Annotated in this window: 16 protein-coding genes; 11 read left to right on the top strand and 5 right to left on the bottom strand. The window is 72.1% G+C overall.

From position 1 onward, the window contains the following. The first annotated feature begins 47 nt into the window (after positions 1 to 47). The 4 genes from hisG (at position 48) to ACFXPL_RS21265 (ending at position 4,270) form a co-directional block, all read left to right on the top strand. Positions 48 to 896 (top strand): ATP phosphoribosyltransferase, encoded by an 849-nt coding sequence (gene hisG, locus ACFXPL_RS21280; RefSeq protein WP_384921624.1) that lies wholly within the window; start codon positions 48 to 50, stop codon positions 894 to 896. Positions 897 to 968: 72 nt separating this feature from the next. Then, positions 969 to 1,427: a PH domain-containing protein gene (locus tag ACFXPL_RS21275; RefSeq protein ID WP_384921621.1), complete on the top strand. Its 459-nt coding sequence runs from the start codon at positions 969 to 971 to the stop codon at positions 1,425 to 1,427. A gap of 246 nt (positions 1,428 to 1,673) precedes the next feature. Next, positions 1,674 to 3,170 carry a hemolysin family protein gene (locus tag ACFXPL_RS21270; protein WP_384921618.1) on the top strand — a complete coding sequence of 499 codons (1,497 nt, stop codon included), beginning with the start codon at positions 1,674 to 1,676 and terminating at the stop codon, positions 3,168 to 3,170. Further along, on the top strand, positions 3,167 to 4,270 hold the full coding sequence (locus ACFXPL_RS21265) for a hemolysin family protein (RefSeq protein WP_384921615.1): 1,104 nt from the start codon (positions 3,167 to 3,169) through the stop codon (positions 4,268 to 4,270). The genes ACFXPL_RS21270 and ACFXPL_RS21265 overlap by 4 nt, the downstream gene beginning before the upstream one ends. A gap of 101 nt (positions 4,271 to 4,371) precedes the next feature. Here the strand turns inward: ACFXPL_RS21265 and ACFXPL_RS21260 are convergent, their stop codons facing one another. Continuing rightward, complete coding sequence (locus ACFXPL_RS21260) at positions 4,372 to 6,306, bottom strand: AAA family ATPase (RefSeq protein WP_384921612.1); 1,935 nt, start codon at positions 6,304 to 6,306, stop codon at positions 4,372 to 4,374. A gap of 362 nt (positions 6,307 to 6,668) precedes the next feature. Continuing rightward, entirely contained in the window at positions 6,669 to 7,298 is a 630-nt protein-coding gene (locus ACFXPL_RS21255) for a hypothetical protein (RefSeq protein WP_384921608.1), read from the bottom strand. A 222-nt stretch (positions 7,299 to 7,520) separates the two neighbouring features. Here ACFXPL_RS21255 and ACFXPL_RS21250 point away from each other — a divergent pair, with 222 nt between their 5' ends. Next, entirely contained in the window at positions 7,521 to 8,879 is a 1,359-nt protein-coding gene (locus ACFXPL_RS21250; protein WP_384921605.1) for a peptidase C39 family protein, read from the top strand. Between the two features lie 7 nt (positions 8,880 to 8,886). On the opposite strand, the gene ACFXPL_RS21245 is transcribed toward ACFXPL_RS21250, so the two are convergent. After that, positions 8,887 to 9,885, bottom strand: a complete 999-nt coding sequence (locus tag ACFXPL_RS21245) for an alpha/beta fold hydrolase (protein WP_384921602.1) — start codon at positions 9,883 to 9,885, stop codon at positions 8,887 to 8,889. A gap of 246 nt (positions 9,886 to 10,131) precedes the next feature. Between ACFXPL_RS21245 and ACFXPL_RS21240 the strand changes: the two genes are divergently transcribed. Beyond that, positions 10,132 to 10,809, top strand: coding sequence for a TetR/AcrR family transcriptional regulator (locus ACFXPL_RS21240; RefSeq protein WP_384921599.1), 678 nt, complete (start codon positions 10,132 to 10,134; stop codon positions 10,807 to 10,809). Positions 10,810 to 10,958: 149 nt separating this feature from the next. Here the strand turns inward: ACFXPL_RS21240 and ACFXPL_RS21235 are convergent, their stop codons facing one another. Next, the gene (locus ACFXPL_RS21235) at positions 10,959 to 12,224 is read right to left on the bottom strand and encodes a glycoside hydrolase family 18 protein (protein ID WP_384921596.1); all 1,266 of its coding nucleotides are present in this window, start codon (positions 12,222 to 12,224) and stop codon (positions 10,959 to 10,961) included. A gap of 435 nt (positions 12,225 to 12,659) precedes the next feature. Here ACFXPL_RS21235 and ACFXPL_RS21230 point away from each other — a divergent pair, with 435 nt between their 5' ends. Further along, positions 12,660 to 13,832, top strand: coding sequence for an acyl-CoA dehydrogenase family protein (locus ACFXPL_RS21230; protein ID WP_384921593.1), 1,173 nt, complete (start codon positions 12,660 to 12,662; stop codon positions 13,830 to 13,832). A gap of 7 nt (positions 13,833 to 13,839) precedes the next feature. On the opposite strand, the gene ACFXPL_RS21225 is transcribed toward ACFXPL_RS21230, so the two are convergent. Continuing rightward, positions 13,840 to 14,238, bottom strand: coding sequence for a hypothetical protein (locus ACFXPL_RS21225; RefSeq protein ID WP_384921590.1), 399 nt, complete (start codon positions 14,236 to 14,238; stop codon positions 13,840 to 13,842). A 227-nt stretch (positions 14,239 to 14,465) separates the two neighbouring features. Here ACFXPL_RS21225 and ACFXPL_RS21220 point away from each other — a divergent pair, with 227 nt between their 5' ends. The 4 genes from ACFXPL_RS21220 (at position 14,466) to fxsA (ending at position 18,821) form a co-directional block, all read left to right on the top strand. Next, positions 14,466 to 14,906: an Lrp/AsnC family transcriptional regulator gene (locus tag ACFXPL_RS21220; protein WP_384921587.1), complete on the top strand. Its 441-nt coding sequence runs from the start codon at positions 14,466 to 14,468 to the stop codon at positions 14,904 to 14,906. A 263-nt stretch (positions 14,907 to 15,169) separates the two neighbouring features. Further along, on the top strand, positions 15,170 to 16,810 hold the full coding sequence (locus tag ACFXPL_RS21215; protein WP_384921584.1) for an amidohydrolase: 1,641 nt from the start codon (positions 15,170 to 15,172) through the stop codon (positions 16,808 to 16,810). A gap of 559 nt (positions 16,811 to 17,369) precedes the next feature. Continuing rightward, positions 17,370 to 18,158 (top strand): polyprenol monophosphomannose synthase, encoded by a 789-nt coding sequence (locus ACFXPL_RS21210; protein ID WP_384921581.1) that lies wholly within the window; start codon positions 17,370 to 17,372, stop codon positions 18,156 to 18,158. A gap of 81 nt (positions 18,159 to 18,239) precedes the next feature. Further along, positions 18,240 to 18,821, top strand: coding sequence for an FxsA family membrane protein (gene fxsA / locus ACFXPL_RS21205; protein WP_384921578.1), 582 nt, complete (start codon positions 18,240 to 18,242; stop codon positions 18,819 to 18,821). The last annotated feature ends 44 nt before the right edge of the window (positions 18,822 to 18,865 follow it).

The raw sequence follows: 18,865 nt of genomic DNA, 5'->3' as shown, positions 1-18,865 counted from the left end.
CACCCCTTTCCTCCCCGCTCACCCACCGCACGAAGGAAGACGACCTCATGCTGCGCATCGCCGTTCCCAACAAGGGTTCTCTCTCCGGGCCTGCGTCGGCGATGCTCCATGAGGCCGGATACCAGCAGCGCAAGGAGTCCAAGGAACTCGTCCTGGTCGACCCGGACAACGAGGTCGAGTTCTTCTACCTGCGCCCCCGCGACATCGCGATCTACGTGAGCTCCGGCCGCCTCGACATCGGCATCACCGGCCGCGATCTGCTGCTGGACTCGGAGGCCGACGCCGAGGAGATCCTGCCGCTCGGCTTCGCGCGCTCCACCTTCCGGTACGCCACCAAGCCGGGCACCGCCACCGGGGTCACCGAGTTCGGCGGCATGACCGTCGCCACCTCGTACGAGGGCATCGTGGCCCGGCACCTCGCCGACCACGGCGTCGACGCCTCCGTCGTCCACCTGGACGGCGCGGTCGAGACCGCCATCGAGCTGGGCGTCGCCCAGATCATCGCGGACGTGGTGGAGACCGGCACCTCGCTGCGGAACGCCGGCCTCGAAGTGATCGGCGAGCCGATCATGACCTCGGAGGCGGTCGTCATCCGCCGCACCGGCGCGGGCGCCGAGGAGCCCAAGGTGCAGCAGTTCCTGCGCCGCCTCCAGGGCGTCCTGGTCGCCCGTACGTACGTGATGATGGACTACGACTGCCGCGCCGAGCACCTGGAGCGCGCCGTCGCCCTCACCCCGGGCCTCGAATCCCCGACCATCTCCCCGCTGCACAACGAGGGATGGGTCGCCGTCCGCGCGATGGTCCCGTCGAGGGAGGCGCAGCGGATCATGGACGACCTGTACGCGCTGGGCGCCCGCGCCATCCTCACCACGGCCATCCACGCCTGCCGCCTCTGATCCGGCTCCGGCCGCCCCGTTCCTCCTCTCTCCGAGCCTCCTCGACCGCCACCCCGGGAAGACCCAGAACCCATGTCCGCGCCCGCCCCCGTACCCGCCCTGCCGGTCACGTTCCGGCCGACCGTCACCCGTACGGTGCTGCTCTCCGTCGGCACGGTCATGTTCGTCGTCATCTCGGCCATCGGCCTCATGCTGGAGCAGCTCAGCACGGGGGAGCGGCTGAGCTTCATCCTCACCGCGCTGCTGTTCTCCGGCGTGCTGGCGCTGCTCAGCCGCCCCAAGGTCGTCGCCGACGACACCGGGGTGACGGTCGTCAATCTCACCCGCACCCGCCGGCTGGAGTGGGCCGAGATCCTGCGGGTCAACCTGCGGCCCGGGGACCCGTGGGTCTTCCTCGACCTCAGCGACGGCAGCAGCCTGCCCGTCCTCGGTATCCAGCCCGGCGTGGCCAAGGAGCGCGCGATCCGCGACGCCCGCGCGCTGCGCGACCTCACCGAATCCCGCTCCGCACGGGACGACGACGCGCGCTGACACCCCTGTGCGCGGGGTGCCGGAGCCGCCTCGCACGGGGCTCCGGTACGGCGACGGGCCACCAGGTCCTGTCCGCTCCGCCCCTGTCTTGATTACTCTGGTGGCGGAGGCGCCGAGTGCGCCCCGCCCCGCATCAGACGGCCGAGACGGCCCGCGGGGCATCCTGCGACCCGAGGAGTGACTCCCTCCAGCAATGGACGGATCGTCCGGTAGTACCTGCGCCGCCCCCTTCGACGAGGCGGCGGCATGACCATCCCCCTTCTGCTGCTCGCCGCAGCATTCCTTCTCATCCTCGCCAACGGCTTCTTCGTGGCGGCCGAGTTCGGCCTCATCACGGTGGACCGCCCCGATGCCGAGCGTGCCGCCGCCGCGGGCGACCGCCGCGCCCGTACCGTCGTCAGAGCCCTGCGAGAACTCTCCTTCCAGCTCTCCGGCACCCAGCTCGGCATCACCATCACCTCGCTGGTCGTCGGCATGCTCGCCGAGCCGGCCCTCGCCGAACTGCTCGGTGGGCCGCTCGCCGCGACCGGACTGCCCGCCGGGGCCGTCTCCGGTATCGCCGTGGTGATCGGCATGCTGCTGGCCTCCGCCGTCCAGATGGTGATCGGTGAACTCGTCCCCAAGAACTGGGCGGTCTCCCGGCCGCTCCAGGTCGCGGGCTTCGTGGCGGGTCCGCAACACCTCTTCTCCACCGTGTTCCGGCCGGTGATCTCCCTGCTCAACACGGTCGCCAACCGGCTCGTACGGATACTCGGCGTCGAGCCGACCGACGAGCTGGCCTCGGCCCGTACCCCCGGCGAACTCGTCTCGCTGGCCCGCCACTCCGCCCGGGCCGGCACCCTCGAACAGGACACGGCCGACCTGTTCGTACGGACCCTCTCACTCGGCCGGCTCACCGCACAGCACGTGATGACCCCCCGGGTGAAGGTCAGCGCCCTCCAGGCGGACGCGACGGCCGCGGACGTCGTCAACCTCACGCGGGCCACCGGGCTCTCCCGCTTCCCCGTCTACCGGGAACGCATCGACGAGATCATCGGCATGGTGCACCTCAAGGACGCGCTCGCCGTCCCCGTCGCCGAGCGGCTGCGTACCCCCGTCGGCGAGATCGCCCTCCCCGCGCTGCTCGTCCCGGAGACCCTGCCCGTGCAGCAGCTCCTGGAGCGGCTGCGCAACGAGCAGCCGATAGCCGCCGTGGTCGACGAGTACGGCGGTACGGCCGGGGTCGTCACCCTGGAGGACATCGTCGAGGAGCTGGTCGGCGAGGTGCGCGACGAACACGACGCCGAGGGGGACGGGCGGCCGGAACTGGCCCCCGTCGACCCGGTGGACGGCCGGCCCGCCTGGGAGGCCGACGGCAGCGCCCGGATCCTCGCCCTGCGGCGCATCGGACTCGACGCCCCCGAGGGGCCCTACGAGACCCTGGCCGGTCTCGTCGCCGATCTGCTCGGCCGGATCCCGGCCCCCGGCGACCGCGCGGAGCTGCCCGGCTGGCGGCTCTCCGTACGCCAGGTGGACCGCTACCGGGCGGAGCGGGTCCGGCTGATACGGCTGACGGACGACGGCCCGGCCGATCCCGTACCGGCCACACGGGCCACACGGGCCACACGGGCCGCGCGGGCCGCGCAGCCGGTACGGACCGGGGCGCCGCCCGGCGCCCTCGTCCCCGTTCCCGGGGACGCCTGCGCGCCTGAGCCCGCAGCCGCTTCCGCGCCTGCTCCCGCGATGGCGGAGGGCGTCCGATGAGCGTGCTGCAACTCGCCTTCGCCCTTCTCCTGGTCCTCGCCAACGGCTACTTCGTCGGGGCCGAGTTCGCCCTCGTCTCCGTACGCCGCAGCCAGATCGAACCGCACGCCGCACGCGGCTCGGCCCGCGCCAGACAGGCGCTGTACGGGCTGGAGAACCTGCCGCAGATGATGGCCGCCGCGCAGTTCGGGATCACCATCTGCTCCCTGACGCTCGGCGCGGTGGCCGAGCCGACGGTGGCGCACCTCCTGGAGCCCGTCTTCCACGCGGTCCGGGTGCCGGAGGGCCTGGTCCATCCGCTGGGGTACGTCATCGCCCTGGCGCTGGTCGTCTTCCTGCACCTCGTCATCGGCGAGATGGTCCCCAAGAACCTCGCCATGGCGGCCCCGGAGAAGACCGCGCTCTGGCTCAGCCCCGGCCTGGTCGGCTTCGCCCGGCTCTGCCGGCCGGTCACCGCCGCTCTCGGCGCCTGCGCCCGGCTCGTCCTGCGGGCCTTCCGCGTCGAGCCCAAGGACGAGGTGGAGGCCGTCTTCACCAGCGAGCAGCTCAACCGGCTCGTCGAGGACTCGGGACAGGCGGGGCTGCTGGAACCCGAGGCGCAGGAGCGTCTGGAGGACGCGCTGGAGCTGGGCAGCCGCCCGGTCACCGACGTACTCCTCACCCGCGCCTCACTGGTCACGGTGAACCCGGCCGTCACCCCACGGGAGATCGAGGAGCTGACGGTACGCACCGGCTACTCCCGCTTCCCGGTGTGCGCGGAGGGCGGTGGCGCCTTCATGGGGTATCTGCACGTCAAGGACGTCCTCGATCTGGAGACGGCGGACCGGGCGGTGCCCCAGCACGTCTGGCGGCCGATGGCGACGCTCCGCGCGGAACTCCCGCTGGACGACGCCCTCACCGTGATGCGCCGCGCGGCCACCCATCTCGCCCAGGTCGCGGACGCGTCCGGGCGGGTGCTCGGCCTGGTGGCCATGGAGGACGTCCTCGAAATGCTGGTCGGGGAGGTGCGGGACCCCTCCCACCGGGAGGTGTCCACCACCAGGGCGACCCTCGTCGGCGAACAGCGCACGGACCAGGCCGCCCAAGCCCTGGCCCGCTGAACCACCGGCTCCGGGGCCGGCCGGTCCGCTGTGCCGGACCGGCCGGCCCGCCGTACGGAGCCGTCTCCGGAGCCGGGCCGGTCGCCCCGGGCCCGGTGGGGTCATGTCCCCGCCGGGTCCTGGGGGCCCCGGTCGGCCGGGCCGCGCCCCGAGAGCACCTCGCCGTACGCCTGCATCAGATCGGGCAGCCGCAGCGTGGCCAGGTCATCGCGCGTAGGAGTGCCGCTGTAGCCGGAGAGCCGCAGATCGCGGTAGGCGCAGCTCTTCTCGTACAGCGTCCGGACGAACCGGCCGTTGCCCAGTTCGTCGATCCACCCCTGGTCGACCACGTGCCCGCTGATCGAGCGCAGCTCGTCGACGGACTCCTCGTCCCACACGTCGCCGTTCTCGGCGGCCAGCACCCCGCCGATCGCGGTCAGTTCGAGCGGCCGGTAGCTCGGGAAGTCGACCCGGCTGGTGAACCGCGAGGAGAGCCCGGGGTTGGTGGCGAGCAGCCTGTCCATGCCTTCCGGATAGCCCGCCAGGATCACCACGAGATGGTCCCGGTTGTCCTCGGCGCGCTTCAGCAGGACCTGAAGCGCCTCGTCGCCGTAGGCGTCGCCCTTGCTGTAGCCGGAGTTGGAGAGGCTGTACGCCTCGTCGACGAAGAGCACCCCGCCGATCGCCGAGTCGATCAGCTCGTTCGCCTTGACTGCGGTCTGGCCCAGGAACTCGCCGACCAGATCGGCCCGTTGCGCTTCGACGAGATGGTCCCCGCCGAGCAGCCCGAGCGCGTAGAAGATCCGGCCCAGGATGCGCGCCACGGTGGTCTTGCCGGTGCCCGAGGGGCCGGAGAAGACAAAGTGACGTTTCGGCGGCTGTACGGGAAGCCCCTGGCCGGCCCGCAGCCGCGCCATGCGGAGCTGCGCGGAGACCGCCTTGACCTGCCGCTTCACCGGTTCGAGCCCGACCATCCGCTCCAGCTCGGCCAGCGCCTCGGCGAGCAGCGCCGGATCCGTCGGCCCCTCCGGGAAGCGCGCCGCCGGCGGCTGTACGGGCGGGGGCGGCAGCTTCTCCCTCAGGGGTTCGGGCACGGTGGGCGGACCGCTGCCGCCGAGCGGCGGCTGTGGCTCCCTGCCGACCAGGATGTCGGAGCCGAGCGGCCCCTCCGGATCGCTCTGCGCCTGTGCCTGGGGCTGGGCCTCCGTCAGGTCCGCCGCGTCCTGACCGAGACCGGCCAGCGCCACGGACGCCAGCCCCACCGGGTCGTCGGGCGACTCGTAGCTGTCGTACCCGTCGGAGTCCGCGATCGCGGCGAGCCGCGCCGCGGTGTCCATGAACGCCGGGTCGAGCCGGTGCACGGCCCGGTAGAGCGGCAGGGCGGCGGCGCTGCGCCCGGTGCCCTCGTGGGCGCGGGCCAGCCAGTACCGCAGCTCCTTGCGCTGGGGCTGCTCGCTGCGGCAGCGCATCAGGGCGGTGGAGAGCAGCGGCTCGGCCTGGCCGAACATCTCCAGCCTGACCCGGGCCATCCCGCCGAAGAGACCCGCCTCGATACCGAGCAGCGGATCGTGGACGAGCTGCTCGGTGTGGCGGCACAACTGGTCCCAGTCCTTGACCAGATAGGCGCGGCAGGCGTGCAGGAAACGCACCTGCGGATCGGTGTCCACGGGCGGCAGCTCGGCCAACGCCCGGTCCAGCTCGGGCACATGGCGGCCGTCCAGCCAGTGCGAGGCGTGCGCCAGCCGCAGGTCGCGACCGCTCTCCAGTACGGGCTGGACCCACCAGCCCAGCCAGTACCAGGAGTTCAGGGTGCGGCGGTGGCGGGTGCGCTGTTCGCCGAAGCGCTCGCGATGGCGGTACATGTGGATCAGGGCGGTGGTGGTCTCGACGCGCAGCGCGTGCAGCCCGAGCCAGCCGTCGGCCATCCCGGGATCGAGCCGGACGGCAGTCCTGAACTCCTCCTCCGCCTGGGGGTACGCCCCCATGGTGTAGGCGTCCACCCCGCGCACCCAGGCGAGGTCGGCCGGGGCTCCCGTGCCCTGCGTGCCGATATCCATCAGGTCCCCCACAAACCGTGCCCCCGTGATGTCCCGCCGGGCGGGCGCCCGTCGGCAGCGTACTGAACCACCATGACGCGGACGGGAATTGACCGCACTCAGAGGCATCGTACCTGCGCAGAGTGTGTGCGACTAAGGGCGCCGCGTACCGCGTCACCCGGTGACCCAGGGTGAGCGGGCGAGGCCGTAACGGGACCGGCGGAGCGGCGGAGAGGGCAGAACGAAGCCCCCGATCACGGGGGAACAACCGGGGGCTTCGCGTCTGCGGCGGCTCCGAAAAGCCGCACATTAAGAACGTAAGACCTGCCCTGCCCGCTGGTCAAGCCGAGTTGGGCACTCTGCGCGCGTCGATTTCCGACTGCTCAGTACGGTGGCCCCAGCCGGTCACGGTGGGTAATGGCTTGGTCCTGCCTCGCGGTCGCGTGCGGCATCGGGCTCATCGTGTACCCCTCCCGCCCCTCTCGTACCAGAGCATCGGAAAAGGGACGAGACGGGTCCGTCGCGAAATGGCGTGTCTCCGCCCCTGTCCACCCGTCCCAGAAGGCGGACTGGGCCGGTCCGTCCCGGCGGCGACCCCGCTCCCAGGACTCCTCGGCGCCCCGCTCCATCCAGAACAGTCCGGCGAGATGCGGCCGCAGCGCCCGCCGGCCGGCCCCGACCCCCTCCAGGAGGACCACGGGGGCGGCGGGCAGCGCGCGCGGCGCGGTGAAGCGGCGCAGCGTCCAGTCGTACGGCGTGTAGTACGCGGTCGTACCGCGCGAGAACGGCGCGATGACCTGGGCCGTCAGCCGGGGCACCCACCCGAACAGCTCTTCGTGGCTCGCCACGTCGTCCAGCCGCAGCACGGGTGCGCCGCCGAGCGCCGCCGCGAGCCGCGCCGCGAAGGTGGTCTTGCCTGAGCCGGCGTGGCCGTCCACCGCGATCAGCCGCACCGGACCGCACGAGGGCGGCAGGGCGCGCAGCCGCGCGGCCACGGCGGTGAGGTCGTCCATACGGCCCAGCCTACGAGGCGGGAAGCTCCCGGGGCATGTCCGGCCGCCGCAGGTCATGCCACCGGTGGAGACCAATATTGCTCGGCCGACGCGGTGCGAATCGCTGGCAGAAGCCCGCCGGAAGCCGGGATAGTGGACCACTGTCGACCCGTCATCCTCCCGCCGTCACCCGCCCCTTCGCCCGTTCTCGACCCTTTCTTCGCTCGTCGACCGGAGGTTCCCATGGCCCGTCCCCCCTCGCGCAGAACCGTTCTCACCGCCGCGCTCGCGGTCACCGCGGCCACCGGGGCGGGCGCCGCCCTCCCGGCCGGCGCGGCGGCAGCCGCCCCCGGCGCCCCGGCGCAGCCGCTCGTGGACAACGCGTTCTGGACCTCGTACGCCGACTGGCGGGCCGGTACCGCCCACGGCGTCCGCGCCCTCTCCGGCGACCGGCCCGCGCTGGTCATCGACGCCCCGGCGGGCACCACCACCTACGCCGACCCGCACACCGGGAAGAGCACCACGTGGGAGTACGCCACCTGGACCTCACCCGCGCACCGCTCGAAGGTCCCCGCCACCGAGGTGATCGCCTCCTGGAACGCGCGGACCCCGGCCGGCACCTGGCTCCAGATCGAGCTGCGCGGACAGTACGCCGACGGCACCGACACCCCGTGGTACGTGATGGGCCGCTGGACCTCGGGCGACGGGGACGGCGACATCCGGCGCACCTCGCTGGACGGCCAGAGCGACGGCCGCAGCACCGTCTGGACGGACACCTTCGCGGTGGACGACGCCTCGACCGGGACGCGCCTCGTCTCGTACCGGCTGCGCCTCACCCTCCACCGCGCCCCCGGCAGCGGTCTCACCCCGGTGGTCCACCGGATCGGCGCGATGGCCTCCGGCATCCCGGACCGGTTCACCGTCCCGGCCTCCGTGCCGGGGCTCGCGCGCGAGCTGACCGTGCCGCGCTACTCGCAGAACACCCACATCGGGCAGTACCCCGAGTACGACAACGGGGGCGAGGCGTGGTGCAGCCCCACCTCCTCGCAGATGATCATCGAGTACTGGGGGCGCGTCCCCACCGCCGCGGAACTGGCCTGGGTGGACCCGGCCTTCGCCGATCCGCAGGTCTGTCACGCGGCCCGGTACACCTACGACCACCAGTACGAGGGCTGCGGCAACTGGCCGTTCAACGCCGCGTACGCCGCCACCTACCGGGACCTGAGCTCCGCCGTCACCCGGCTCGGCTCGCTCGCCGATGCGGAGAGGCTGGTGGGGGCGGGCATCCCGGTCATCACCTCGCAGTCCTTCCTCAAGGAGGAGCTGACGGGGGCGGGTTACGGCACCTCCGGCCATCTCATGACGGTCATCGGCTTCACCCCCGAGGGTGACGTGATCGCCAACGACCCCGCCTCGCCCAGCAATACGGCCGTACGCCGGGTCTACCGCCGCTCCGAGTGGGAGACCATCTGGCTCCGTACCAAGCGGTACAACGCGTCCGGCAAGGTCGCCTCCGGCACGGGCGGGGTCTGCTACGTCTACTGGCCCGCGCAGCCGTCCGCCGCGCAGTGCCGGGCGCTGCGGGCGGTCGGCCTGCTCTGACGGCGTTCTACGGACGGGGCGCGGGCAGCGAGCGCAGCCACTCCACGAGGAGCCCGTTGACCTCGTCGGCCCGCTCCTGCTGCACCCAGTGGCCGCAGCCTTCGAGGAGGTGCGAGGAGACCAGGCCCGGCAGGGTGGCGGGGTGGTTCGCGATGGCGTCCGCCATCCAGGTGGTGGAGGCGTCGAGCGTTCCGCCGATGAAGAGCGACGGCTGACGGACCGGGGCGCCGTCCCACGCGGCGAGGTCGTCCCAGTCCTGGTCGACGTTGCGGTAGCGGTTCAGCGGCCCGGTCAGCCCGGTCCGCTCGAACTCGCCCGCGTAGAGGTCGAGATCGGCCTCCGTCAGCCAGGAGGGCAGCCGCCCGCCCGGGAAGCGGTCGGAGAGCTTCGCGCCCCGGGGCACGAAGAAGAGGCCGTCCTTGCTTTCCGGGTCCATCGTGTCGGCCGACAGCCCGGCGTAGAATCCGGCCAGCCATCCCCGTACGTCCGGCTCGATCTCCGCCTCCGCGCGGCCCGGCCGCTGGAAGTAGCTGACGTAGAACTCCTCCTCCCCGCCGATCATGCCGAAGGCGTCGCTCGGCCGGAACCCGCTCCTGGGCGAGTACGGGACGCTCATCAGCCCCACGGCCGTGAAGACGTCCGGCCTGAGCAGCGCGGAGTTGGCGGCGATGGGGGAGCCCCAGTCATGGCCGACGACCACCGCGCTCTCCGCGCCGAGGGCGCGCACCACACCGACGTTGTCGGATACATGGGCGAGCATCCGGTACGCCGCCACGTCCGCCGGCTTCGACGAGCGCCCGTAGCCGCGCACGTCGAGCGCGACCGCGCGGTACCCGGCGGCGGCGAGCGCCGGAAGCTGGTGGCGCCAGGAGTACCAGGACTCGGGGAAACCGTGGACGAGGAGGACCAGCGGCCCGGTGCCCTGTTCCGCCACATGGATCCGGCCGCCGGGGACGTCCACCAGCCGGTGCTGCACATCCGGGTATGCCGTCGGCATCGCTGACATCGCTGCTCCTCGATCGTGGTGCGCTTCTGCCACGAGCATTCGGGTGCGCTCACACCACTCGCAACACTTTTGCGGTTCCGGCAAAAGGGCCGTGTGATGTGGGGCACGGGCCTCTGGCCGGCCTGCTCGCCGTCCCCGTCCTCCCACGGGTCTTCTCCGGCCACATCGCGGAGCCTCGCGCCATCTCTGCGATACTGCGGGAATTCCTGCGGGAACACCGTGGCAGCCGGAGACCAGGACACGGATTTGAATCGTAGTCAACAGCGCGGACCGTCCCTGCGATCACAGGTGCGGCGCTCCGAACTCATCGCAACCGGCCGGAAGTTGTTCGCCGACACCTCTTACGACGCGCTGTCGATGGACGACATCGCGCAGCACGCGGGGGTCGCCAAAGGGCTGATCTACTACTACTTCAAGAACAAGCGCGGCTACTATCTCGCCATTGTCGAGGACTCGGTCGCCGAACTCGTCTCACTCGCCGCGGGCGGCGCCGAACTGCCGCGCACCCAGCGGGTGCAGCGCACCGTCGAGGCCTATCTGCGCTTCGCCCAGTACAACGAATCGGCGTACCGCACCATCATCACCGGCGGCGTCGGCTTCGACACCCAGGTCCAGGCGATCCGCGACGCGGTCAGGACCGGCCTGGTCGCCACCGTCGCCCAAGGCGCGTACGGACATCAGGACATCCCGCCGATCGCGCGGCTCGCCCTGCTCGGCTGGCTCAGCAGCGTCGAGTGGCTGACGCTCGAATGGCTGGAGCACCGGGACGAGCTGCGGCGGGAGATCCCGCGCGATCTGCTGGTCAGGATGTTGCGCCACACGCTCAACACGATCGAGGAGTTCGCGCCGGAGTGCCCGGCGCCGCCCCAGGACCTCGACTGGATCCCGGTCACGGGCCACGGCCCGGGGCGGGACCTGCCGTAGCGGGCGCGTCCCTGCGGCCGGGAATGGGGACGCCGCAGGGGACGGGGACGCCGGGAACGGAAACGACGCGGGGAACGGGAACGCCGGGGGCGGGGGCCGATCGGGCGCCCCGCCCCCGGCGCGTTCCCGGGGCTCCGTCACACGGAGTCCTAGTCGATGGCCTTGATCAGCTCACCGTTCGAGGTGTCCCCGCTCAGCTCCCAGAAGAAGGTGCCGCCGAGGCCCTGCTGGTCCTTGTACGCCATCTTCCCCGCGATGGTGGCCGGGGTGTCGTAGCTCCACCACTGGTCGCCGCAGAAGGCGTACGCGGTGCCGCCGACCGTGCCGTTGGCCGGGCAGCGGTCCTTGAGGAGCTTGTAGTCCTCGATGCCCGCCTCGTACTTCCCCGGCGCCGCGCCCGTCGCGGTCCCGCCAGGATCCGCCTGGGTGACGCCGGACCAGCCGCGCCCGTAGAAGCCGATGCCCAGCAGCAGCTTCTCGGACGGGATACCGAGGCTCTTGAGCTTCGTGATCGCGGTGTCCGAGTCGAAGCCCTGCGTCGGGATGCCCGCGTACGAGGTCAGCGGCGAGTGCGGGGCGGTGGGGCCCTGCGCGGCGAAGGCGCCGAAGAAGTCGTACGTCATCGGGTTGTACCAGTCGAGGTACTGCGCGGCGCCCGCGTAGTCCGCGGCGTCGATCTTCCCGCCGTCCGTGCCGTCGGCGGTGATCGCCGCCGTCACCAGGTCGGAGCCGAACGTGCCGCGCAGCGCCGCCGCGACGTCCTTGAAGGCGTCCCGGCCACTGGTGTCGCAGGTCAGCCCGCAGGCGTTGGGGTACTCCCAGTCGATGTCGATCCCGTCGAACACATCGGCCCAGCGCGGGTCCTCCACCAGATCGCGGCAGGACTGCGCGAACGCCGCCGGGTTCTTCGCCGCCTCGGCGAAGCCGCCGGACCAGGACCAGCCGCCGAAGGACCAGATCACCTTGAGGCCGGGGTGCATCGCCTTGAGCTTGCGCAGTTGGTTGAAGTTGCCGCGCAGCGGCTGGTCCCAGGTGTCGGCGGCGCCGTCCACGCTCTGGTCGGCGGTGTACGCCTTCTCGTAGTCCGCGTACGAGTCGCCGATGGCGCACTTGCCGCCGGTGACGTTGCCGAAGGCGTAGTTGATGTGCGTGAGCTTGTCGGCCGAGCCGGACGTCTCGATGTTCTTGACGTGGTAATTGCGGTCGTAGACACCCCAGTTGGTGAAGTATCCGATGACCTTGTCCCCGGCCGCGGCGGCAGGCGCGGCGGCGGACGCGGGCGCGGCCGGTGCCGGGGAGGTCTCGCCGGCCGTGGCGGTGCCGGCCCCGGAGAGCAGCGTCACGCCGAGAACTGCGGTGCACGCGGCGGCGGTGAGCGCCCGGAAACGGGTGCGGGAACGGTGGAGCCTGAACATGAAGTCTCCTCGTGGGGGAGAAGAAGCGGGAAGCACGGGTGGGGGGAAGGGCCTGCCATGTCGCCGACCGGCGGAGATGTCAGGCGCGTTGGAAGGGACTGGTGAAGCGGTTTCAGAAGGGGACGTTAGAAGGACTAGACCACTGGGGTCAATGGTTCGGACCAATTCGCTGCCGCCCCGACGCCGGTTCACCTCCGGTTCCGTACCGCCCGTGGCCGCCCCTGGTACGTGATCGCCGACCCGTGACGCACGCCCTCCGATCGGGCATACTCAACGCGCCACAGCTACCGATCAGCCCCTGCCGCGATCCGGGAGGGCAGCATCGGTGAAGGCAGGTACGACCCGTCCGGGGACCACCCCGGACCCCACGCCGGCGGCGCCCGCCCACACCCGCGCGCGACCGCCGCAGCGCCCGACAGGGAGGAGAGCGCCGCCATGTCCGACCGCGCCCCGCGACCGGTGGACCGTCTGTTGCCCACCGAGGAGGCCCAGGACCTCGTCGCCCTCGTACGCGACATCAGCCGGCGGGAGATCGCCCCGAAGGCCGCCGAGGAGGAGGACGCCGGACGCTTCCCGCGCGAACTCTTCCGTCTGCTCTCCACCTCCGGCCTGCTCGGCCTCCCCTACGACACCGCCCTCGGCGGCGGGGGCCAGCCGTACGAGGTCTACCTCCAGGTACTCGAAGAACTCGCCGCCACCCGGCTCACCGTGGGCCTCGGCGCCAGCGTCCACACCCTCGCCTGCCACGCCCTCGCCGGCTACGGCGGCAAGGACCAGCAGACCGAACTCCTTCCGGCGATGCTGGGTGGCGGCCTGCTCGGCGCGTACTGCCTCTCCGAACCCGCCTCGGGCTCCGACGCCGCCTCGCTCCGGACCAGGGCCGTACGCGACGGCGACCACTGGGTCCTCACCGGCACCAAGGCATGGATCACCCACGGCGGAGTCGCGGACTTCTACACGGTGCTCGCCCGCACCGGTGCGGACGGCGCGCGCGGCATCACCGCGTTCCTCGTACCGGGTGACGCACCCGGACTGAACGCGGCCCCGCCGGAGAAGAAGATGGGCATGAAGGGCTCGCCCACCGCCCAACTCCACTTCGACGGCGTGCGCGTGGCCGACGACCGCCGGATCGGCGAGGAAGGGCAAGGTTTCGCGATCGCGCTCTCCGCGCTCGACTCGGGGCGGCTCGGCATCGCCGCCTGCGCCGTCGGCGTCGCCCAGGCCGCCCTGGACGAGGCCGTCGCCTACGCCACCGGACGGCGGCAATTCGGCAGGCCCGTCGCGGACTTCCAGGGGCTGCGCTTCCTGCTCGCCGACATGGCCACCCGGATCGAGGCCGGACGCGCGCTCTACCTCGCCGCGGCGCGGCTGCGCGACGCGGGCCGGCCCTTCTCCTCGCAGGCCGCCATGGCCAAGCTGTTCTGCACCGACATGGCCATGCAGGTCACCATCGACGCCGTACAGGTGCTCGGCGGCTACGGCTACACGGCCGACTTCCCGGCGGAGCGCTATCTGCGCGAGGCGAAGGTGCTGCAGATCGTCGAAGGCACCAACCAGATCCAGCGGATGGTGATCGCACGCCATCTCGCGGGCCCGGAGACCCGCTGACGGAAGCTCAGGCGGCGTGCTGCCGCACCGTCGGCACCTTGAACGGGCGCGAGCCCGCGCCGCCGACGTGCGAGAAGGGCTGTGTACGCCAGTCGAGTCCCTGGGGGAGCGTCAGCAGCAGCCCGGTCTCCTGCTCCTGGGCCTCGTACGACGAGTCCGCGGGCCGCGCCTCGGAAGCGGCGCGGCCCGTACCGGCGCACACCGACAGTACGAACGGGTTCCACGGAGTGGGGCACAGCGCGTGCTCCGGCAAGGTGTCCTCGTCGGCGAGCAGCGCGATCGGCTGCACGCAGTCCGGGCAGACCACCCGGTACATCTCGAAGGTGTCGTAGGAGTCGATCTCGTCACTCTCGTCGAGATCGACGGAAACCGGCTCGATACGTCCGGCGCGCTTCAGGCTCTGCATGGAGACATTCCCCCTCGGGTGGGCCGACCAGGCTGCTGTGGTCTCGACCACAGCAAGCACTTCCCGTCGCGCGTGCCAGGTAACCGTAAGGTCTCGGCGGACCCGGCCGCAGGTGTGTGGTCTTCGTCACATGCCAGCCGCAGATGCGTGCGGAAGCGGCCCATCCGGCCGGGCGCGACACCGCTCCGGCTGTGCCGGAACGCCCCCGGGGCAATAGGTTGATCCGCATGGAGGAGCTGGATCGTCAGATCGTGGAATTGCTCGTCAAGGACGGCCGGATGAGCTACACCGACCTGGGCAAGGCCACTGGCCTGTCCACCTCGGCGGTACATCAGCGCGTACGCCGCCTGGAACAGCGCGGAGTGATCCGCGGCTACGCGGCCGTGGTCGACCCGGAAGCGGTCGGCCTGCCCCTCACCGCGTTCATCTCGGTCAAACCCTTCGACCCCAGCGCCCCCGACGACATCGCGGAACGGCTCTCCGGGATCGCCGAGATCGAGGCGTGCCACAGCGTGGCGGGCGACGAGAACTACATCCTCAAGGTCCGGGTCTCCACCCCGCTGGAACTCGAACACCTCCTGACCCGCATCCGCTCCCTGGCGGGAGTCTCCACCCGCACCACGGTGGTCCTCTCCACCCCCTACGAATCCCGGGCGCCTTCTTTTTGATGGTGTGGCCCGGTTCGCCTCCGGGGCGCCGCAAGCCGGCGCCGACGGTCGACCGTGCCCGGTTCGCCCGTTCCTCACGAACCTGCGCTCTCTCTCCTGCGGCGCCGACGCGTCCCTTCGGCTCACTCGCCGGCCGGCCGCGCACTCGGGCCGAAGACTCGGCACCGTGTCGCCCGGCCCGACCGCGGCCGGAGGTGCTGATGAGTACGGCAAGCGCCCCGGAGGCGAACCGAGCCCTCCCGGAAAAGGGGCAGACTGGGGCCATGAGTGACCGTATCGGCTCCCAGGCCGACCACCGCACCGTGCTCCTGCGTCGTGGAGAAGTCCACAGCCCCGCCGACCCCTTCGCCACCGCGATGCTCGTCGAGCGAGGGCACGTCTCCTGGGTCGGCTCCGAGGGGGCCGCCGACTCGTTCGTCGCCGGGGCCGATGAGGTGGTCGATCTGGACGGTGCGCTCGTCACGCCCGCCTTCACCGATGCCCATGTGCACACCACGGCGACGGGGCTCGCTCTCACCGGGCTCGATCTGTCGGGCGCCGGCAGCCTCGTGGAGGCGCTGGCGCTCGTGCGGGCCCACGGTGCGGCGCGTCCGGACGAGCGGATTCTGCTCGGGCACGGGTGGGACGCGGAGCGCTGGCCGGAGCGGCGGGCTCCGACGCGGGCCGAGTTGGACGAGGCGGCTGGTGGTCGGCCCCTCTATCTGCCGCGGGTGGACGTGCATTCGGCCGTCGTGACGACGGCCCTGCTCGACCTGGTCCCCGGCGTCGCCTCCCTGGCCGGCTACCGCCCCGAGGGGCCCGTGACCGGCCCGGCGCACCACGCTGTGCGCGAGGCCGCTCATGGGGCCGTCAGTGCCCGTCAGCGCACCGAGGCGCAGCGCGCCGCCCGGTCCCGGGCCGCTTCCCTCGGGATCGGCACGCTCCACGAGTGCGCGGGGCCGGAGATCTCCGACGAGGAGGACTTCATCGCGCTGCTGGCGCTCGCCCGGGAGGAGGCGGGGCCGCGCGTCCACGGCTACTGGGCGGAGCTGGTCGAGGACGAGAAGGGCGCCCGGCGGGTCCGGGAGCTGGGTGCGGCGGGCGCCGCGGGTGATCTCTTCGTGGACGGGTCGCTCGGCTCGCACACCGCCGCGCTGCACGAGCCGTACGCCGACGCCGCCCACTCCGGCACCGCGCATCTCGACGCCGTCGCGGTCGCGGCCCACGTCACGGCCTGCACCGAGGCCGGGCTCCAGGCCGGTTTCCACGCGATCGGCGATGCCGCGATCAGCGCGGTGGTGGCCGGGGTGCGGGCCGCCGCCGAGCGTCTCGGGCCGGCACGGATCCGGGCTGCCAGGCACCGCGTCGAACACGCGGAGATGCTCACCCCGGAGACCGTCACCGCCTTCGCCGAACTCGGGCTCACCGCCTCCGTGCAGCCCGCCTTCGACGCGGTCTGGGGCGGCGACGAGGGCATGTACGCGCGCCGGCTCGGCGTCGAGCGGGCCCGTACCCTCAACCCGTACGCGGCGCTGCTGCGCGCCGGGGTGCCGCTGGCGCTGGGCTCGGACAGCCCGGTCACCCCGTTCGACCCGTGGGGGACCGTCCGGGCCGCCGCCTTCCACCGCACCCCCGGGCACCGGATCTCCGTCCGGGCGGCGTTCACCGCCCACACCCGGGGCGGCTGGCGTGCCGTCGGCCGTGACGACGCGGGGACGCTGGTGCCGGGCGCCCCCGCCGACTACGCGCTCTGGCGTACCGAGGAACTGGTGGTCCAGGCGCCCGACGACCGGGTGGCGCGCTGGTCCACGGACCCGCGCTCCGGGACGCCCGGACTGCCGGATCTCACGCCGGGGCGCCCGTTGCCGGTATGTCTGCGGACCGTTGTCGCCGGGCACACCGTGTTCGTGAGCCCGAACGAGTGACGTACGGACATTTCGTACCGCCGACCGATGCTTTCCGGCCTCTGCCGCGACCTGCGGGTCTTCCGCGCTGACCTGGTGTTTCCGGTCAACGGTGCTGGTCAAGCGGGTATTGACAGTGAGCCGCCACCGGCGGGTAGGTTCGGCCGGGTCCACCACAGGACGTCCGTCCGGCAATCTCCACGCACGTCGTCGAACGCCGCTGGGCCATGGGGCGGTGTGCCGCACCGGCGCACCGCCACTGGGAGCCAGGTCCAGCGCCCGCGTCTCGGGGGCGAGGGAAGGTTTCCGCCGGCCGGCAGGTGCGACCCGGACGGGGCTCCGGCGTTCAGTAGACAACGGCTTTCGGTCGACCCGCAGCCAGCGGGCCCCAGGTCGGCCCGAAGGACGCCGGGTCCCGGTCCGCAGCGCGTGCCCCGTACAGGACCTCGGGCCGGCGGTTCCTTCCGTCATCTCCGGACATCACCGGCCAAGTCGTCCGACACCGGACCACCATCGTGCTCGGGAGCCCCCGTCCGCTCGCTAAGCTGTGGCGTCTGCGTACGGCGATGAAGGGGCAGCAGTGAACGACGGTGGCCAGAGGCGGTACGGCCCGCTCGGTACAGCCTTGGTGATCATCCCGACCTTCAACGAGGCCGAGAACATCACGCCGATCGTCTCCCGCGTGCGCGCCGCGGTACCGGCGGCCGACATCCTCATCGCCGACGACAACAGCCCCGACGGCACCGGGAAGATCGCCGACGAGCTGGCCGCCGCCGACAGCCAGGTCAAGGTGTTGCACCGCAAGGGCAAGGAAGGGCTCGGCGCCGCCTATCTGGCAGGGTTCCGCTGGGGCATGGAGCACGGCTACGGGGTCCTCGTCGAGATGGACGCCGACGGCTCCCACCAGCCCGAGGAACTGCCCCGCCTGCTCACCGCGCTCAAGGGCGCCGATCTCGTGCTCGGCTCGCGCTGGGTGCCGGGCGGGCGCGTCGTGAACTGGCCCAGGACCCGGCAGATGATCTCCCGGGGCGGCAGCACCTACTCACGGGTCCTGCTCGGCGTCCCGTTCCGCGACGTCACCGGCGGCTACCGGGCCTTCCGCAGGGAGACCCTGGAAGGGATCGGCCTCGACGACGTCTCCTCCCAGGGCTACTGCTTCCAGGTGGACCTGGCCCGCCGCGCGGCCGAGGCGGGCTGCCATGTGGTCGAGGTGCCCATCACCTTCGTCGAGCGGGAACTGGGCGACTCCAAGATGAGCAAGGACATCCTCGTGGAAGCGCTCTGGAGGGTCACCGCCTGGGGTGTCGAGTCCCGGGCGAACCGGCTGCTGGGGCGCAAACCGTCCAGGCCGTCCGGTCCAGCGGCCTGACGCTTCCGCCGGCCGGGCCGCCATGATCGTTACGGCCTGCCCCGTACGCCGTAACGGTCCGCGCCCAGGCACACTGGAACCATGACGACCGCGCAATCGCCTCGGCCCGTTCCCAAGCGCTCACGCGCCCGCACCCTCGTCCCCCTCGCCGTAGCCGTCTGGCTGGTGCTGGAGATCTGGCTGCTGACCGTGGTGGCCGAGGCCGCCGGAGGCTTCACCGTCCTGCTGCTGCTCGTGGGCGCGGTCGTGCTCGGCGCGGTGGTGATGAAGAGCGCCGGGCGCCGCGCGTTCCAGAATCTGACCGAGACCCTCCAGCGGCAGCAGAGCCCCGGCACGGCCCCGCCCGAGGGTGCCACCGGTTCCACCGGCAACGGCTTCCTCATGCTCGGCGGCCTGCTGATCATGCTCCCCGGGCTGATCACCGACGTACTGGGCCTGCTGCTGCTCGTGGGGCCCGTACGGACGGCGCTCGGCCGGTACACGGAACGGTCGCTGGAGCGCCGTATGCGCGCGGCGGGTCCGGGTACCCTCGGCGACGCCTTCCAGCAGGCCCGGATGCGTCAGCCCGACGGCAAGGTCGTCCAGGGTGAGGTCATCAAGGAGGACGGTACGCCCGCGCGGCACCCCGAGGACGAGGGCCCGCGTCCGCCGCTGACCCCCTGACCGTCCCCGCGCACGCGGGCACGACGCCGCGGGCCGCGTCACAC

The sequence above is a fragment of the Streptomyces sp. NPDC059092 genome (assembly GCF_042756365.1).
GTDB lineage: Bacteria > Actinomycetota > Actinomycetes > Streptomycetales > Streptomycetaceae > Streptomyces.
The sequence above is the reverse complement of the archived record's forward strand: the minus strand, read 5'-3'. Positions and strand labels throughout refer to the sequence as shown.

Bases quoted from the DNA above. Each gene is read 5' to 3' on its own strand.
- hisG (WP_384921624.1), top strand. From the start codon at position 48: ATGCTGCGCATCGCCGTTCCCAACAAGGGTTCTCTCTCCGGGCCTGCG.
- ACFXPL_RS21275 (WP_384921621.1), top strand. From the start codon at position 969: ATGTCCGCGCCCGCCCCCGTACCCGCCCTGCCGGTCACGTTCCGGCCG.
- ACFXPL_RS21270 (WP_384921618.1), top strand. From the start codon at position 1,674: ATGACCATCCCCCTTCTGCTGCTCGCCGCAGCATTCCTTCTCATCCTC.
- ACFXPL_RS21265 (WP_384921615.1), top strand. From the start codon at position 3,167: ATGAGCGTGCTGCAACTCGCCTTCGCCCTTCTCCTGGTCCTCGCCAAC.
- ACFXPL_RS21260 (WP_384921612.1), bottom strand. From the start codon at position 6,306: ATGGATATCGGCACGCAGGGCACGGGAGCCCCGGCCGACCTCGCCTGG.
- ACFXPL_RS21255 (WP_384921608.1), bottom strand. From the start codon at position 7,298: ATGGACGACCTCACCGCCGTGGCCGCGCGGCTGCGCGCCCTGCCGCCC.
- ACFXPL_RS21250 (WP_384921605.1), top strand. From the start codon at position 7,521: ATGGCCCGTCCCCCCTCGCGCAGAACCGTTCTCACCGCCGCGCTCGCG.
- ACFXPL_RS21245 (WP_384921602.1), bottom strand. From the start codon at position 9,885: ATGTCAGCGATGCCGACGGCATACCCGGATGTGCAGCACCGGCTGGTG.
- ACFXPL_RS21235 (WP_384921596.1), bottom strand. From the start codon at position 12,224: ATGTTCAGGCTCCACCGTTCCCGCACCCGTTTCCGGGCGCTCACCGCC.
- ACFXPL_RS21230 (WP_384921593.1), top strand. From the start codon at position 12,660: ATGTCCGACCGCGCCCCGCGACCGGTGGACCGTCTGTTGCCCACCGAG.
- ACFXPL_RS21225 (WP_384921590.1), bottom strand. From the start codon at position 14,238: ATGCAGAGCCTGAAGCGCGCCGGACGTATCGAGCCGGTTTCCGTCGAT.
- ACFXPL_RS21220 (WP_384921587.1), top strand. From the start codon at position 14,466: ATGGAGGAGCTGGATCGTCAGATCGTGGAATTGCTCGTCAAGGACGGC.
- ACFXPL_RS21215 (WP_384921584.1), top strand. From the start codon at position 15,170: ATGAGTGACCGTATCGGCTCCCAGGCCGACCACCGCACCGTGCTCCTG.
- fxsA (WP_384921578.1), top strand. From the start codon at position 18,240: ATGACGACCGCGCAATCGCCTCGGCCCGTTCCCAAGCGCTCACGCGCC.